The following is a 16,787-nucleotide window of genomic DNA, read 5'->3' as shown; positions in this document are numbered from 1 at the left end:
CGCCGGGGCGTTGACGAGCGCGGCCAGAGCCTCGCGGGCAGGCTCGGCGATCACATCCCAGGCGTGTCAGGTCGGCGCTCCAGTGAATCATCGACAAAGGATTTCTGTGGTGACCAGTCCAGGACACGAAAAGTCATCGGACCTCAGGAACGTGCTCGATACGGACGGCGCCTTCGCCTCGTCCTGGCTGCGGGAGAAATCAGTGGCCCCGGTGCCCGTGGGCGCGCAGATCGACGCGGTGCTGGCCCGCCGGATCAAGGCCGGCTGCCGTGCCGTCGGGGCCACGTACATCCTCGCCACGAGCCTCGTCGACACCCCCGGTGCGACATCCCGGCTTCCCGTCGACGCGGACTGCACAGGCATCCGCCCGCCCTGCCTGCTGCGCACACCCGGCACGCAAGGAGCCGTCCTCTTTCCGGAAGAAGGCTACGCACTGATCGCGGGAACCGCCGCTTTCATGGCCGCCGCCGTCAGCGAGGGCACCGACACAGCACGCGCACGCTTCGGCCGTTACGCACGCAGTCTCCTGGAACGTCACCCCTCACTGGCGTCCGTGGCCGCCTCTTACTCACCCGGCCACAGGGCCTGGTCCCACCCCGGCGACGTCGCCCCGGACAGTGCGGCAGCACGGCAACTCGAGCTGCTCGACGCATTCACCGACGGGACGTGCAGCGCACCGGACTTCGCGCATGACTGGTGGGAGGCCCGGCGCGCTTCCCAGGCGAACGGGGAGCGGGTCCAAGGGGCACTCGGCGATCTCTTCGACCAGGTGTTCATGATCCTCGAGGACTACTCGGTCGACCCTGACCTCGCAGAACCCGGCGATCTCGACGACGCCGGACTCCAGACCGCCGTACGCGCGGCCTGGGAGGCGTTTCGTCAGGGCGGAACCGGCCGGAGCTCCCGTCACGTATCTCCGGGGTGACGGGTCACCCGGTTCGTGGCCGTTTCGGTAGACGGCCGCCACCTGTGTGCCGCCTCGGTCGCAGAATCCGACTACTCGGTGGTGGTGCACGAATTCTGAGGCCAATGAGCGTCACGAGCGTCATTTCAACATCAAGACATGGTCCGTAATGCCCACGCCGCTGGTCAGGCGTGAACCACTCCGGCGGCTTGACCGCGAGGGAGAAGCCGATGCTGTGGCGCGAAGGCATCATCAAGGGCACCGCGGGCCTGGTGAACTTCGTCCGAGGCATCAACCCCTTGGACCCGTACAACCTCACCCACCCCGCCGAGTACGCCACCAACCTCAACAGCCTCGCCGCCGGACTGGTGGTCGCCGCCAACGACCCGGTCGGCACCGGCAAGCAGATGGTCAGCGACTTCATGAAAGACCCCTTCGAGGGCTTCGGCCGCCTGCTGCCGGATGCCGCGCTGGCCGCCGCCACCGGAGGAGGCGGTGCCGCAGTCAAGGGCGTGCGCATCGCCACGGACGCCGCCGACGCCGCCCGTGTGCGCAAGGTGATCGACGACGCCCCCGGGCGGCGCCACCGAGTCATGGACCTACGACGACGAGGGCAACCGCCTCACCCACACCAGCCCCGTCGGCGGGGTGACCCGCTTCGAATACACCCACTTCGACCTGCTCGCTGCCCGTACTTACCCGGACGGCGCCCGCTACGAGTTCGAGCATGACGCCGCCCTGCGTCTCACCAAGGTCACCAATCCGCACGGGCTCGACTGGACTTACACGTACGACGCGGCCGGGCGGCTTACCACCGAGACGGACTTCGACGGCCGCACTCTCCTCTACCGCCGTGACCCCACTGGCAAGTTGACGGCACGTGTCGACGCGCTCGGCGGCATCATCTCTCTCACTCACGACGCGTTGGGCCGGGTGATCCGCAGGGACATCGGAGGGCAGGTCACCGAGTACGCCTACGACGCGGCTGGCCGTCTCGTTCATGCGTCCGGTCCGGACACCGAACTGATACGCCGCTACGACCGCTGCGGCCGACTCAAGACCGAACTCGTCGACGGCCGCGCCACCACGTTCACGTACGACGCGCTCGGCCGCCGAATCCGACGCGTAACCCCCAACCGGCCATGTCACCACGTACGCCTACGACGAGGCCGGCCGCCCCGACCACCTGACCACCGGTGGCCACCACATCACCTTCGCCTACGACGTCGCGGGCAAATCAGGGCCTATTGAGGTTTTCTCAACACCCTTCGCTACAGACGGTGCGGAGTACCGGGTGGCTTGGGTAATGGGACCGGCGCGGCTGGGCCGAGGGGAACGCATGCCGACGGTGAGTGCGGCGCCAAGGCCGTCGGCCAGTAGCGGGTCCCCCATGGCTTCGGCCTGGCGGCCGAAATGCCAGGTGCGGGTCAGGTCGGCCTACTGATCCGTTCCGCGCCACGGCTCCAAAGGGCGTGCGCAGATGATGGGTTGAAGCGAGGGCGGCAAGGACCGAGGAAGGCGGAGGTCGGACCTGTCCCATCGGCCCGGCGCAGCACGAGCCGCACAGATCTGGGGGCGGAGCCGATGAGCTCCGCCGCCAGGCCAGCCGTCCTCGACCAGGTCAGGGCGGCCCACTTCGCGTCGGCACGCTGGGCCAGTGCAGGCCTTCTCTGCCGGCCGTCCAGGAACAGGACATCAACCGGCGGTCGAGGCGTGCCGGGGCCGCGGTGTCCGAGCGGCGATCCGGCAGCCGGCCGGCAGTTCCGCGACGGCACCCTCGCCCTCCACGGGTGAGGTCGCAATCCCGCTGACGCGGCCGTCACATGGGTACGCGACGCTGCGGTCGGCGCGAGGCGCCGTAGCGGGCAGGCGTCAGCGTGCCGCCGCCTGTTCGATGAGGTCTGCGGCGGTGCGCAGCCCGTCGCGGGCACGGATGGTTCGGGCGGCTTCGGCCAGGGTGGCTCGGGCCCGGGTGTCGCCGAGCAGGCCGGAGATGGCGCCGTGCAGTTGTGCGTCGGTGCAGCGGTAGGGGTCAAGCCGGACTCCGAAGCCCAGTTCGGCGGCCCGCTGGGCATTGTCGTACTGGTCCCAGAACAGCGGGAGGAGCACCATCGGCTTGCCGTGGTGGAGGCACTCGGTGACGGTGTTGTTGCCGCCGTGGGTGATGACGAGGTCGACCAGCGGCAGAATCCGGGTCTGCGGGACGAACTCGGCTCCCCACATGTTCGGCGGCAGCTCGATCTCCTCGTGCAGCGGCCCTTTGGAGACGAGGTAGCGGTGCGGCGTGCGGGCCAGGGAGGCGGTGATCCGGCGCATGAGGTCCACGTCGGCGGAGCCGAGCGAGCCGAGGCTGAAGTAGATCAGCGCGCTGTCCTCCGCGCCGACGGGTTTGGCGAGTGCGGCCGGCAGCGTGAAGTCGTCGTCGGTCTCCCGTACCGAGGAGTCCAGCCGGTGCCAGGAGGGGCCCAGTGGCCGGGCGTCGGTGTAGTCGGCGATCTCCGGGTAGACGTAGAGGTTCAGGTCGCCTTCGTGGATGAACTCCAGGTCGGGCAGCGGCCGTGCGCCCTGTTCGACGACCCAGCCGTTGAAATCGGTCCACAGCTGCCGGTGGGTCCGGTCGTACTCGGCGCGGAACTCCGCCCAGCCGGTGGGGTCGTCGGCCGGGTAGCCGGAGAAGGGCGGAGGGACGCCGTCGCCCTTCAGTTCCAGTGGGTTGCACGAGACGATCCGCACGAACGGTACGCCCGCCGTGGTGAGAGCGGGGAAGCAGACGACGTTGTCCTCGACGATCACGTCCGGCCGGACCCGCTCGATGATCGCCCTGAGCTGCGGCTCGCAGTACCGGGCGCCGGAGACCAGCTCCTCCCAGACGGGCCTCACCCAGGTGCCCAGCTGCTCGATGGTCGGTTTCCTGAACTCCGGGGCGGTGTCGCGGACGAAGTCCTTCCAGAACTGTCCCGCCTCCTGCGGCCGGTCCGGCGGCGGCGCCAGGTCGATCAGCTCCTCCTCGAAGCCGAACACGTCGAGCCTGCCCTTCCAGGACGCCTCCGCGGCGAACACCACCCGGTGCCCCCGGCGGCGCAGTACGTCGCCTATTCCTATGCAGTTGTTCGTCGGGCCGTACGCGCTCTCCGGCGCGAAGAGAATCGTCAGCGGTGTCACCAAGGTCTCTCCTCCTGACTGCTCGGCCCCGTGCGGGGCGTCACGACCCGGTGTGGGGATCGCAGCACCCCTCGCGCCGCATCCACCGGCTCACCTCCAGCCAGTCCTCAGACGAGGACGAAGTCAAGGACGAAGGCAAGGAGGAAGGCAAGGACGAAGACGAAGACTGGGCGTCTGCCTCGAAGGCCTCCACCAAGTCGGCCTGTTCGAAGAGGACGCCGCCGCGCAGGACGGCCGGTGTGCGGACCAGGGTGGTGAAGTCGGTGAAGGGGTCGCCGTCCACGAGCGTGAGGTCGGCCAGCTTGCCCGCTTCCGCCGTGCCCAGGTCGGCGTCCGCGCCGAAGACGCGGGCCGGCAGCAGGGTGGCGGTGCGCAGTGCCTCGGCCGGAGTGAGGCCGGCGCGGTGCAGGGCGCGCAGGGCGAGGTGCAGGTGCAGGCCGACCGGGACCAGGGGCTGGTCCGTGCCGAGGGCGATCAGGCCGTCGGCGGCGAGAACGCGCCGGTAGAAGCCCAGTTCCCGGTCCAGCGTGGCCAGTTGGGCGGCCGTGGGCGGCTGGGCCGCCTGCTGCCGTACGAGCGCGGTGTCCCAGGGCGGCATGAGGGTCGTGACCCGCGGGTCGTCGGCCAGGTCCGGGTCGGCGCCGAGGAGGGGCAGGGCGGTGAACGGGGTGGCGACGAGGTGGAAGCCGGCGCGGGTGTAGATCGCCTCGACGTCCTGGTAGGCGTGACCGCCCGCCGAGGTCGCGTGCCCGAACTCCAGTCGCTGGGTGGCCTGCAGATGGGTCGTCAGGTCCTGGCCGAGCTGGACGCCGGGGGTGCACAGATGGCTGCCGCTGCGGACGCCGAGCCGTTCGTGGCCGAAGTCGGCGGCCTCCTTCATCACCCAGCCGGGCGCCCGGACGTATGTCTTCACGAAGTCCCAGTCCAGCGCAGCCCCGCGCGCCAGCGATCGCCGCAGGCCCTCGCGGGTGCGGTGGGCGCGGCCCATGCTGTAGGCGACGCGCGCTCCGTCGAGGAGTTCCCCGGTGGTCAGCAGCCGGGGCCCGGCGAGCGCGCCCGCGGCGACCGCCTCCCGGATCCGGGCCTGCTCGTAGGCGAAGCCGCCCAGCGAGACGGCCGTGGTGATGCCGTACGCGAGTTGCAGCGCCGTCTGGCGGCCGCCGTACGTCGTCTGCCACGGGTGGGTGTGGGCGTCCCACAGGCCCGGGATCACCGTGCGCTCGCTCGCGTCGACGTGGCGCGCGGCCGGGCGGCCGGTGCGGTGCGGGGCGACCTCCGCGATGCGGCCGGCGCGGATCACGATGTCGACGTCGTCGCGTACGTCCGCCCCGGTGCCGTCCCAGAAGCGGCCCGCGTGGACGACCGTGTCGGCGGGGCGGGGTCTGCGGTAGTCGAGCGGGACGCGGACGGTGCGGGTCCTGCCGGTGGCGACGTCCATCAGGCGCAGGGCGCCCGCCGAGAGGTAGAGGAGGCTGCGGGCGTCGGCGGACCAGGACGGGTGGTCGGCGGGCTCCGTGGTGAGCCTGCGCGGTGCGCCGTCGGGGGTGCCGGCGGCAGTGACCGGGAGGAGCCACAGCGCCGATTCCGCGATCACGGCCATCCAGCGGCCGTCCGGGGACCAGACGGGACCGGAGTCGTAGCGGTCGGAGAGCGAGGTGTGCGGGGCCAGGGCGTGCAGGGCGGCCGTACCAGTGGTGGTGTCGACGACCCGGATGAGGTTGTAGCCCTCGCGGAAGCGCTGGTTGAGGCGGTTGCGGTCGCACAGCGCGACGTACCGGCCGTCGGGCGACCAGCTGGGCCGGCCCGGCAGCCCGCCCCCGCCGAGCGGTGCGGCGAGGACGCGCTCGGCACCGTCGGGCAGCTCGCGCACCACCAGGTTGCCGGCCATGTCCAGGCAGGCCAGTCGTGTCCCGTCGGGCGAGAGCGCCGGGAAGACCCGGCCGCCCTCGGCGAGCACGGTCTCCGCGCCGGAGCCGAGATCGCGGCGCCGTACGGCGAACAGGCCGTCGCGGTCGTCGGCGTACACCAGCCCCGCACCGTCCGGGGTCCAGACCGGCGCCGACAGGTAGCGCGTCGCCGGGGCCTGGAGGATCTTGCGGGGTGGCCTGCCGCCGGTCACGCCGGCGGTCCACAGGGCGTTGAGGGCGGCGAAGGCGACGCTGCGCCCGTCCGGGGAGAGGGCGGGCAGGTGCAGCGCGCGGACGGGGTGGGTGGTGCCCGCGCCGTCGAAGTCGTAGGCCTTGCCGCGGTAGCGGGGCCGGTCCACGGGTAGTGCGGCCGTGAACGGGATGATCTCGGCGTCCGCCGGGGCGTCGGGGTCGAGCAGCCGGAACCGTCCGTCGACCGCGAGCAGCAGCCGCCCGTCGTCGGTCCAGCGGGGCGGTGCCGGAAGGACATCGCCGTCGACGGCGACCGGTTCGCCGTCCACGACGAGGGTGCAGGAGGCGGTGGGCGCGGGCGTCGTCCGCAGGTGGGCCAGGCGTCCGCGCGGCGACACGGCCGGGGTCATCAGCTGGGCGCCGGAGTCGTCGGTGTGCTCGACGGTGACCGGGCCGGAGCCGTCGGCGGCCACGGAGGCGATGGTCGCCGCGCGCAGGCCGCCGGTGGCGGTGACCGCCGCCCGTACGAACAGCACGCGCTCGCCGTCGGGCGACCAGGCCGGGTCGAAGTCCTCCTGGCCGGGGGCTCCGGTGAGCCGTGTCAGGGCGCCGGTGCGGACGTCCACGACCCAGATGCGGTACGGCGATCCGGTCACCGTGTCGCCGCCGCGCTCGGAGGCGAACGCGATCCGGGTGCCGTCCGGCGACCAGGCCGGGCCGCGGTCGTCCCACGGCCCGTCGGTGAGCTGCCGCAGCCCGGTGCCGTCGGGCCGCAGCGTCCACAGGTGGAAGCCGCCGCCGCGGTAGGCGCAGACGACGAGCCGGCTGCCGTCGGGCGAGAACTGCGGACGAGTGGGTTCGAGACCGGGTGAGGTCAGCGCGGTGGCGGTGCCACCGCCGCGCGGCACGGACCACAGCAGGTTCTGCGCCTCGACCACCAGCCGGTCACCGGCGGGGGCGAGGGTGGCGGAGCCGCCGGTGGCGGCGGTGAGCGTCACAGCCGTAGGAGAGGCGGCGGCTTCCGCGACCGGCGCACCAACCGCACCGATCGCCCCGGCCGCCGCGACGGCCGTCGCCGCCGCGGTGGCCTGGAGGAAGCCCCGGCGCGAGAGGGGATCGAAGGACGTGTCCTCTGTCGTGGCTTCGCGGTCCAGTTCGCGGTCCAGTTCGCGGTCCAGTTCGCGGTCCAAGGAGACTCCCTGTGCGCGTCGGGGGATGTGCCGGACAGAACAACAACTTCCGAGTGCGCCGATCCGTTCGCGTGGCGGCTCAGCGCTTCTTGTACACCGCCATGACCTCGACCTCCACAAGCCAGCCCCGGACGGCCAGCGAAGCGACCTCCATGGTGGCCCGCGCCGGGCGGGCGCTGTTGGCGACGAGGGGTTCCTTCGGCGCTGAGGTGCCCATGGGCACGGGCATCACCTGATGAGTGGTCAGGTCGACGTTGGCGAAGTACTGGCGGTAGGCCCGGTTCCAGCCCGCGTAGTCGGCGGTCGCGGCGCCGGGCGGCTTCATCAGATAGCACTTCATGGTGATGACGTCGGCCGGGCCGAGGCCCGCGGCCTCCAGGTTGGCCTTGATGTTGCGCAATACGACGAGCGCCTGGGCCTCGGTGACCGTGACGCCCTGGGCGCCCTCGGTGAGGGACGGGTCGGTCCAGCGCTCCGGACTCCCCTCCGGCGCCGCCGGGTTGAGCGCGGACGGCCCCAGGCCGCTGCTCTGGTACAGGGCGACCTCGCCGCCGGTCGCCACGCCGTTCGCGATCGCCGGGTTGGACTGCCCCTCGGGCAGCATGACCCGCACCTCCTTCGGGTCGGGCCACCAGCCGCGCGCCCCGGCCAGCGTGGTGCCGCCGGTCACCAGCGAGGTGGTCAGCAGTGTCCCGACGATCACCCGCGTACGCCGCCTCATGCGGCCATCACCCTCTCGTGGATGTCGGTCACGACCTTGCGGGCAGAGGTGAAGGCGCCATGCTGCCAGGCGATGACGTGGCTGAGCCAGTCCCCCGCGAAGTACACGTGTCCGGCCGGCTGGTTGAGCAGCTTGTATTCGGGGCCGTCCTGCGAGGGCCAGCCCACCCAGCCGCCCTCGATGTGCGGCGTGCGGTGCCAGGCCACGCTGAAGGAGTGGGCGAGTTCGGTGCGGTACTTCTCGCCGTGGATCTTCGTGCCCTGGCTCACGGCCCGTTTCAGGCGCTCCGCGTGCGGCAGGGCGCCGTAGGAGAGGGCGTTGGCGCCGAAGTTGTAGTAGCCGATGAGGGTGCCGCGGCGGCCGAGGTGGCCGTGCGACGGGTACCAGATGGTGGCCAGATCGAGGTCGGTGGGCGTGATGCCGCCGTAGATGTGCTCGTCGGTCTCCCACCAGCGGCTGCGGTACTCCAGGCCGATCTTTCCGACCGGTGCCGGGACCGGCTGCCGCAGCGCGGCGGTGACGGCCGCGCCCAGGTTGTGCTTGACGCGGGCCATCACCGTGGGCGGTACGGCGGCGACGACGAAGTCGGCGTGCCGGGTGCGGATACGGCCCCGGGCGTCCCGGTAGGTGACCTCGGCGCCGTCCGGCAGGTCCTTGACCTCGCGCACTTCGGCGCCGTAGACGATCCGTTCCGGCCCGATGGCCTTCGCCAGCGCGTAGGGGATGGCGTCCATGCCGCCGACCGGCTGGAACATGAGCATGGCCTGGTCGTAGCCGAACTCGAAGGAGAAGCGCTGTCCGACGCCGCTGGCGATGACGTCCGACAGCGAGGGCACGGGGCCGAGAACGGTCCCCGCCTCGAAGGCGGCGCCGGGCTCGACCGCGTACCCACGGCGGTCGGTGCCGGTGTAGGCGTAGCCGTCCTCCTTGCCCTTGAGGGCGCCGAAGTTCCGCAGGAAGGCGATCAGCCGCTCCTTGTCGGCGTCGGTCAGCCGCGCGTCCAGGGCGCCCTGGTCGGTGGCCTTGGCAAGCAGTTCGGAGACGTAGCCGTAGACGTCGGCCTTCGCGGTACGCCAGCGGATCGGCCGGCCCGCGAGGGCCGCGCTGTTCTCGTGGTAGATGTACGCGCTGGCGTTCTGGTTGGTGAACACCTCGACGGGGACGCCGAGTTCGCGGCAGTAGTCGAGAGTGACGTGCGACTGGGGCAGCCGAGCCGGGCCCGCGTTCATGTACTCGCCCTCGGAGAACGTCGCGGTCTGCGTACGTCCGTCCAGATCCGTCAGCGACGTGCCGCCCCGCACGGTCCAGTTGCGCCCGCCGGGCCGGTCCTTGGCCTCCAGGACACGGCAGTCGTAGCCGGCCTTGCCGAGTTCGTACGCCGTGGCCAGTCCGGCGATGCCGCCGCCCAGCACCAGGACCTTCCTGGCCGCGCGCCCGGTGAGCGCGAAGTCGCCGCCGCGCGGCGCCCGGTACGCCTCGGCCCGTACGTCGGGCACCGGCGCGAGGCCCAGTGCGCCCATCGCCGAGTAGAGCACTCCCGCCCCGCCCGCGACGCCGACCGACCGCAGGAAATCACGCCGCGATCCCGTGACTGTCTCCGCCATCCACTCCTCCTGACCCGCGCCCGCGCCATGCGTGCGCGACGTGCGATCAACCCGGCCACGTGGGGGGGGTGAGTTGCTGCTGAGACCGGAGGTGCGAGACGAGCCTCCGTCAGGGGTGTTACAGCGCCATACCAGTGACGTATCTGTGACATGAGCATGCACTCGGCCGGCAAAAGGGGGCCCTTTGCCCCGGCGGCGGACCGTTGACAACGGTTCCATGCAGGAGTGGTTCAAGAGCAGCTACAGCGCGAACGACGGCCCGGAGTGCGTGGAGGTCGCCTTCACCCCCGAGACCGTTCACGTACGGGACTCGAAGCGCGCGCAGGGCCCTCAGCTCGCCTTCGAGCCCCAGCAGTGGGCCGCCTTCGTCTCGTACGCCGCCGGTCACTGACGTACGACCTGCTGACGCCCCGCGTCCGGTTCCCACCCGGCGCGGGGCGAGGATCAACCCGAAAACGATGACTCTCGCGTGCCACCATGTGCCTACAGGCCTGAGTTGCACGGCCCTCAGAGGAGTCGTGGAGCTACTGCTGCACATGGCCGGGTTGGGGATGACGTCGTACGGCACGGGGCACGCCTTGCCGACGCATGGGCCTGTACCGCACGTTCTGCACGGGGGTCTGCACCTCCCGCGAGCCCTCATGAGAACCACCGACACCTTCCTGAGCGTCTGTCCTACGGTTCCATCACTGACCGAGGACGAGGGAGGGACCGTGGAGCAGCCCAGGACGGCGTTGGCCGAGCGGATCGCCGAGCGGAGGGCGGGGGTCGGTGACCCTCGGGCGTTGGTGGGTGAGATGCGGCGCTCGATCCTGCTGGTGCCCACCTCTGACGGGGGCCTGTGGTCGGCGCGTTCGGGTGGGGTGCGGTGGATCTGCGGCTTCACAGACGAGACGGCGCTGGCCCGGTTCGCCCTGCATCACGGGCCGGGTGACCGGCCGATGGACTACGCGGCGCTCCTGGGCGCCCGCATCGTCGACGAGGTGGTGCCCTCGCTGGGTGAACCCGCCGGTCTCGCGGTGGACATCGCCACCGAGGACGGATCGATGTTCTTCCCGCCGGTCACCGGGATCGTCCCGGACGGCGCCGCCGTCGACGCCGGGACGGCGCGAGAGGGAGGCGACCGTGGCTGACGGGAACGACCTGAACTTCGACCAGGCGTCGGTCGCGAAGTTCACGCGCGGTGTGGGCGCCACCATCGACGGGCTGGGCGACCTGGGCGGCGCGACCGGTTCGGTGATGGGCAAGGGCTTTTCCGAGCTGTCGATGACGGGGATGGAGGCCGGGCACCACGGCCTGTCGGTCGATTTCGAGGACTTCTGCGAGCGCTGGGAGTGGGGCGTACGGGCCCTGGTGAGCGACGCCAGCGAGATCGCCAACCGGCTGGGACTGGCGGCGGGCACCCAGTGGGAGCACGACCAGTACGTCGAGGGCGCGCTGAAGGTGGGCGTGAACGCCGTGATGGGCGGCAACCCGCACGCCTCGGAGGACGAGATCACCCGGCAGAACTGGGGCGATGTCTTCACACCCGACGCCCTCGATCCGGACTGGAGCGCCGAGTCGTTCGACCGGGCCGGTCAGGAGATGGCACAGACCTGGAAGGACACCGGCCGCACGGTTCTGACCGAGGGGCAGGGCGGCCGGCAGTCGCAGATGCTCAACGACGCGCTCGGCATATCCGACGACCAGTGGAACCAGGCGCTGGACGACACCTTCGGCCCGTCGCCGGAGGAACGGGCCAGGCAAGCGCAGCAGCAGGGTGACAACGGGGGCAACTGATCATGGGTATCGGCGACTTCATCAGTGACATCACGCCCGACTCGGTGGAGAACGCGGTCGAGGACGGTGTCGAGTGGGTCGGCAACCGGGTCGAGGACGCCGGGAAGTGGACCGCCGACCGGCTGGACGATGTCGGCTGGGAGTCCGGCGCGGACTGGGTGCGTGAGCAGTCCCGTTCGGTCGCCAACCGGATGGGCGCCGAGGTCGACGAGATGGACCTCGGGCAGACCGAGGACAAGACCAAGCTGATCTACGGCAGCCCGGACAAGCTGCGTTCCACCGCCCAGAAGCTGCGCGGTTTCCAGAAGGCGTTCGATGACGCCGGCGGCGGTCTCAAGGGGCTGGACTCCTCGCGGTTGAAGGGCGAGGCGGCCGAGGCGCTGCGCAAGGCGGTGAGCACCCAGCCGCCGAAGTGGTTCACCGGTGCGGACGCGTGCGAGAAGGCGGCCGCCGCTCTGGAGGCGTTCGCCGGAACCGTGACGTGGGCGCAGGGGCAGGCGCAGACGGCGATCGACAAGTGGAAGGAGGGCGTGAAGGCGTCCGAGGACGCCGCCGACGCGCACCGCAAGAAGGTCGACGACTACAACAAGGCCGTCGACCGCTACAACGCCCAGCCCGCCGACCAGCGCGACCCCGCCACGCTCCCGCCGCGCCCCGCCTCGACGTTCGACGACCCCGGCAAGAAGCTGATGCAGGAGGCGCAGGACATCCTCGCCGACGCCCGCAAGCAGCGGAACACGGCCGCGGAGACCGCCCGCAGCGCGGTCCGCGCCGCGCGCGACCTGGCTCCCGAGAAGCCGTCGTACGCGCAGCAGGCGAGCGACGGTCTGCAGGAACTGCAGATCATGGGCGACCACGTCGGCGGCGGCCTCATCAAGGGCACCGCGGGCCTGGTGAACTTCGTCCGAGGCATCAACCCCTTGGACCCGTACAACCTCACCCACCCCGCCGAGTACGCCACCAACCTCAACAGCCTCGCCGCCGGACTGGTGGTCGCCGCCAACGACCCGGTCGGCACCGGCAAGCAGATGGTCAGCGACTTCATGAAGGACCCTTACGAGGGCTTCGGCCGTCTGCTGCCGGATGCCGCACTGGCCGCGGCCACCGGAGGAGGCGGTGCCGCGGTCAAGGGCGTGCGGATCGCCGCGGACGCCGCCGACGCCGCACGCGCGCGCAAGCTGATCGACGACGCCCCCGACGGCACCCACAACCGCCCGGACGGCGAGCGCACCACCGACGGCACCGACCCCGTCGACCTCGCCTCCGGCCGGATGTTCCTGCCCCAGACCGATCTGACGATCCCCGGCATCCTCCCCCTGGTCTTCACCCGCCGCACCGAGTCCGGCTGCACGGCCGGCCGCTTCCTCGGCCCCTCCTGGACGTCCACCGTCGACGAGCGCCTGGAGATCGACCCGGTCGGCGTCGTCCACGTCACCGCCGACGGCCTCCTCATCCCCTACCCCCACCCCGTCCCCGGCGCCCCCACCCGTCCCGAGTCCGGCACCGCGCACACCCTCCTGGCCCGCGACGCGGACGGCGACTACACCATCACCGACCCCGACACCGGCCTGACCCGCCACTTCACCGCCCCGCCCGGCGGCGAACCCGGCGGCGACGGCACCGCCTGGCTGACGTCCGTCACCGAACGCAACGGCCACACGATCACCGTCGACCGCACCGAGGACGGCCTGCCCCTGGCCCTGGTCCACTCGGCCGGCCACCACGTGAAACTGACCACCGCCGACGGCCGGATCACCGCACTCTCCCTGACCGGCGCGGGCGAGGCGGGCACGGACCTGTCCCTGATGCGCTACGGCTACCAGGACGGCAACCTCACCACCGTCACCAAACCCTCCGGCGCCACCACCACCTTCGTCTACGACGACCGCCGCCGCGTCACCGCCTGGATCGACTCCAACGGAAGCCGCTACGACTACGTCTACGACGACCGGGACCGCGTCGTCGCCGAGGGCGGCGAGGCCGGACACATCCAGATCACCCTCACCTACACCGAACCCGACCCCGAGACCGGCCACCGCACCACCACCCTGACCACCGCCGACGGCCACACCACCCGCCACCTCATCGACCACCGCTGCCGGATTCTCGCCACGACCGACCCACTCGGCCACACCACCCGCTACACCTACGACACCCACGGCAACGTCCTCACCCGCACCGACCCTCTCGGCCGTACCACCGCCCACTCCTACGACGAGGACGGCCGGCCGGTCGTCGTCACCCGACCGGACGGTGGCGAACTGCGTGCTGTCCGAGGGGCCTTGGGGTTGCCGACCGAACTCCGCGGCCCGGACGGCGCTCGCTGGCTCCAAGAGTTCGACGACCGGGGCAACCGGATCGCTGTCACCGACCCGGCTGGAAACACCACCAGGCTCGCCTATGACGACGCCGGCCGCCTGGTTTCCGTCACCGATCCACTGGGCGCCACCACGACCGTGCGGTGCGACGCCGCCGGGCGCCCCGTGGAGGTCGCCGACCCCGACGGCGGCGTCACCCGCATCGAACGCGATGCCCTCGGCCGGGAGGTACGCGTTACCGACCCGGCCGGCGCCGTCACTCGTCTCTCATGGACTCCCGACGGCCAACTCGCCCACCGGACCGGACCGGACGGATCCAGCGAGTCGTGGACGTACGACGGCGAGGGCAACTGCCTCACCCACACCGATCCGGCCGGCGGTGTCTCCCGGTTCGAGTACACCCACTTCGATCTCCTGTCCGCCCGCACCAGGCCGGACGGCGCCCGCTACGAGTTCGAGCACGACGCCGGTCTGCGGCTCACCCGCGTGACCGCGCCACAGGGGCTGACCTGGACCTATGAGTACGACGCGGCCGGGCGGCTCGTCTCCGAGACGGACTTCGACGACCGGACCGTCTCCTACCGTCTGGACGCCGCCGGACAGCTCGTCACCCGGACCGGCCACCTCGGCGGCACCATCGCGTACAGCTACGACGAGGCCGGACGAATGGTCCGCAAGGACGCCGAAGGCCGCGTCACCTCCTACGCCTACGACCGGGCAGGGCGCCTGGTCCAGGCGTCGGGCCCGGACAGCGAACTGGTCCGCCGCTACGACCGGCGCGGTCTGCTCAAGACCGAACTCGTCGACGGCCGCGCCCTCGACCAGGCCTACGACGCCGCCGGCCGCCGGGTCCGCCGTACGACGCCCACCGGCGTGGTCACCACCTACGCCTACGACGCCGCTGGTCGCCCGACTCAGGTGATGTCCGGCGATCACGAAATCCGCTTCACGCACGACGAGGCCGGGCGGGAACTGGAACGCGTCTTCGGTGGTGTCCTCACCCTGTCCTCCGCCTGGGACGAGGCCGGCAGGCTCTCCGCCCAGCACCTCGTCGCCGGCTCCCGCACCCTCAACAGCCGTACCTATGCCTACCGCGCCGACGGCCATCTCACCGCGGTCCACGACCGGTTGTCGGGCACCCGCACCTTCGAACTCGACCCCGTCGGCAGGGTCACCGCCGTCCACGCGCAAGGCTGGACCGAGCAATACGCCTACGACGCCTCCGGCAACCAGACCGAAGCGTCCTGGCCCTCCTCCCACCCCGGCCACGAGGCCACCGGTCCCCGTACCTACACCGGCACCACCATCGCCCGGGCCGGAAACGTCCGCTTCGAACACGACGCCCTCGGCCGTGTCGTCCTCCGCCAGAAGACCCGGCTCTCCCGCAAGCCCGACACCTGGCGCTACGAATGGGACGCCGAGGACCGTCTCACCGCGGTGGTCACCCCTGACGGCTCCCGGTGGCGCTACCTCTACGACCCGCTGGGCCGCCGCACCGCCAAGCAGCGGCTGGCGGACGACGGCGAATCCGTGGTCGAGGAGATCCGTTTCAGCTGGGACGGTATGACACTCTGCGAACAGACCACCGTCGCCGAGGACCTGCCGAACCCGGTGGCCCTCACCTGGGACCACCGCGGCCTCATACCCCTTGCCCAGACGGAACGCATCCTCTCCCCAGACGTCCGCCAGGAGGAGATCGACCGGCGCTTCTTCGCCATCGCCACCGACCTGATCGGCGCCCCCACCGAACTGGTCGACGAGACCGGTGAGATCGTCTGGCGTACCCGCACCACGCTCTGGGGCACCACCGCCTGGGCACGGTCCAGTACGGCCTACACCCCGCTGCGCTTCCCCGGTCAGTACTACGACCCGGAAACCGGGCTCCACTACAACCTGTTCCGCCACTACGACCCGGAGACCGGGCGGTACACGGCCCCGGACCCCCTGGGGATCGACCCGGCACCGAACCCGGTGACGTACGTCGACAATCCGTACAGTGCCGGCGACCCGCTCGGGCTCTCTCCATACCCTCGGCGGCTCACCTACGAGGAGGCGTCGCAGAGAGCCAACCAGGCGCTCTCCGACAAGCTCGACGAGATGCACGAGACGATGTCCCGAAGCAAGATCAGGGAGTACGCCATGGGTTCGGCGGGCGTCGACGTGCGCACCGGAGAAGTCGCGGTCGGCCTGAAGAAGACCGGAGCCGGTGACTTCTGTGCGGAGGATCTGGTTCGGGACGAACTCGTCCGTAAGGGGGCAAGGCCGGAAGATATCATTTACAGCGTGCCCCTCAGACCTTTGAAACGGGTGCCGGAAGCAGTGTGCGTGCGATGTGAAGGCCGTACTCTGCGCGAGCAGTTCGCACCTGGCACGACATGGGAGAGTGACCTGCAATGATTTTCTCGCGGACGTGGGACTGGGACTCCCTGGAGACGCTGAGCATTCCGGCGGCCGAGATTCAAACACACCTCGAACGCCTTGTCGGGCAGGACCCCGACGAGCGAACCCGTGCAGGCCGGCTGCTCTACTGCGAGGTCGCCAATCAAGGACACCTGTACAGCGCCGCCGCCCCCTGCGTCGACGCCCTCACGACGCGGGCCAGAGCGGGCACGCCGCTGACGCCGCAATCCGTGAGTCTCCTCGAGTCCATTCTGAACGCCAGGAATGCCGGTGTGCGCGCCGGGCTGGAGGACGGGTCCGTCGACGTCACGAGCTACTGCAGGAGCGAGATCCTGGCAGCGCTCCCTCAGTTGCTGAGCCACGCCGACGGGACGGATGACGAGTATTTTCGCGAGGTCTGCTATCTGATCCCCCAGCTGGCCGACTCCTCCGACGAGGTGGTCGCCTTCCTGCGCAAGTCCGTTTCGACGCTCGAGGGAGAGCTGCGCCAGGCGGCGGCCGACGCGCTGGAGGAGGCCGAAGAGGTGGCCGAGGAAGGCCACATGCAATAGAGCCGCCGCTCTCCGACGTGGCGGGGCGAGCCAGGCGACCATGGGCTGGCTCCCGGACA

The 16,787-nt window shown here is 71.0% G+C and carries 10 protein-coding genes and 1 pseudogene; 7 read left to right on the top strand and 4 right to left on the bottom strand.

Features of this window, described 5'->3' with window-relative positions; translation table 11 throughout:
* Positions 1 to 217 precede the first annotated feature (217 nt).
* Positions 218 to 925, top strand: coding sequence for a hypothetical protein (locus ACZ42A_RS27660; RefSeq protein ID WP_468529979.1), 708 nt, complete (start codon positions 218 to 220; stop codon positions 923 to 925).
* A gap of 546 nt (positions 926 to 1,471) precedes the next feature.
* A pseudogene (locus tag ACZ42A_RS27655) lies at positions 1,472 to 2,141 on the top strand (type IV secretion protein Rhs); the annotation flags it as partial.
* Positions 2,142 to 2,776: 635 nt separating this feature from the next.
* Here ACZ42A_RS27655 and ACZ42A_RS27650 read toward each other — a convergent pair.
* From ACZ42A_RS27650 to ACZ42A_RS27635, 4 genes are all read right to left on the bottom strand, one after another.
* Entirely contained in the window at positions 2,777 to 4,066 is a 1,290-nt protein-coding gene (locus ACZ42A_RS27650; protein ID WP_468530102.1) for a glycosyltransferase, read from the bottom strand.
* 40 nt (positions 4,067 to 4,106) lie between these two features.
* Positions 4,107 to 7,319, bottom strand: coding sequence for an amidohydrolase family protein (locus ACZ42A_RS27645; protein WP_468530101.1), 3,213 nt, complete (start codon positions 7,317 to 7,319; stop codon positions 4,107 to 4,109).
* Between the two features lie 115 nt (positions 7,320 to 7,434).
* Entirely contained in the window at positions 7,435 to 8,076 is a 642-nt protein-coding gene (locus ACZ42A_RS27640; protein WP_468529978.1) for a Rid family hydrolase, read from the bottom strand.
* Positions 8,073 to 9,680, bottom strand: coding sequence for a flavin monoamine oxidase family protein (locus ACZ42A_RS27635; RefSeq protein WP_468529977.1), 1,608 nt, complete (start codon positions 9,678 to 9,680; stop codon positions 8,073 to 8,075). Before ACZ42A_RS27635 ends, ACZ42A_RS27640 begins: the two co-directional genes overlap by 4 nt.
* 217 nt (positions 9,681 to 9,897) lie before the next feature.
* Here ACZ42A_RS27635 and ACZ42A_RS27630 point away from each other — a divergent pair, with 217 nt between their 5' ends.
* The 5 genes from ACZ42A_RS27630 (at position 9,898) to ACZ42A_RS27610 (ending at position 16,728) form a co-directional block, all read left to right on the top strand.
* The gene (locus ACZ42A_RS27630; protein ID WP_468529976.1) at positions 9,898 to 10,071 is read left to right on the top strand and encodes a DUF397 domain-containing protein; all 174 of its coding nucleotides are present in this window, start codon (positions 9,898 to 9,900) and stop codon (positions 10,069 to 10,071) included.
* A gap of 322 nt (positions 10,072 to 10,393) precedes the next feature.
* The gene (locus tag ACZ42A_RS27625) at positions 10,394 to 10,813 is read left to right on the top strand and encodes a hypothetical protein (protein WP_468529975.1); all 420 of its coding nucleotides are present in this window, start codon (positions 10,394 to 10,396) and stop codon (positions 10,811 to 10,813) included.
* Positions 10,806 to 11,459, top strand: coding sequence for a hypothetical protein (locus ACZ42A_RS27620; protein ID WP_468529974.1), 654 nt, complete (start codon positions 10,806 to 10,808; stop codon positions 11,457 to 11,459). Before ACZ42A_RS27625 ends, ACZ42A_RS27620 begins: the two co-directional genes overlap by 8 nt.
* Positions 11,460 to 11,461: 2 nt before the next feature.
* Positions 11,462 to 16,174 (top strand): putative T7SS-secreted protein, encoded by a 4,713-nt coding sequence (locus tag ACZ42A_RS27615; RefSeq protein WP_468529973.1) that lies wholly within the window; start codon positions 11,462 to 11,464, stop codon positions 16,172 to 16,174.
* Entirely contained in the window at positions 16,171 to 16,728 is a 558-nt protein-coding gene (locus ACZ42A_RS27610) for a hypothetical protein (protein WP_468529972.1), read from the top strand. The genes ACZ42A_RS27615 and ACZ42A_RS27610 overlap by 4 nt, the downstream gene beginning before the upstream one ends.
* Positions 16,729 to 16,787 lie beyond the last annotated feature (59 nt).

The sequence above is a fragment of the Streptomyces sp. NPDC030838 genome, assembly GCF_055572035.1.
The sequence above is the reverse complement of the archived record's forward strand: the minus strand, read 5'-3'. Positions and strand labels throughout refer to the sequence as shown.

Bases quoted from the DNA above. Each gene is read 5' to 3' on its own strand.
- ACZ42A_RS27615 (WP_468529973.1), top strand. From the start codon at position 11,462: ATGGGTATCGGCGACTTCATCAGTGACATCACGCCCGACTCGGTGGAG.
- ACZ42A_RS27630 (WP_468529976.1), top strand. From the start codon at position 9,898: ATGCAGGAGTGGTTCAAGAGCAGCTACAGCGCGAACGACGGCCCGGAG.
- ACZ42A_RS27610 (WP_468529972.1), top strand. From the start codon at position 16,171: ATGATTTTCTCGCGGACGTGGGACTGGGACTCCCTGGAGACGCTGAGC.
- ACZ42A_RS27640 (WP_468529978.1), bottom strand. From the start codon at position 8,076: ATGAGGCGGCGTACGCGGGTGATCGTCGGGACACTGCTGACCACCTCG.
- ACZ42A_RS27635 (WP_468529977.1), bottom strand. From the start codon at position 9,680: ATGGCGGAGACAGTCACGGGATCGCGGCGTGATTTCCTGCGGTCGGTC.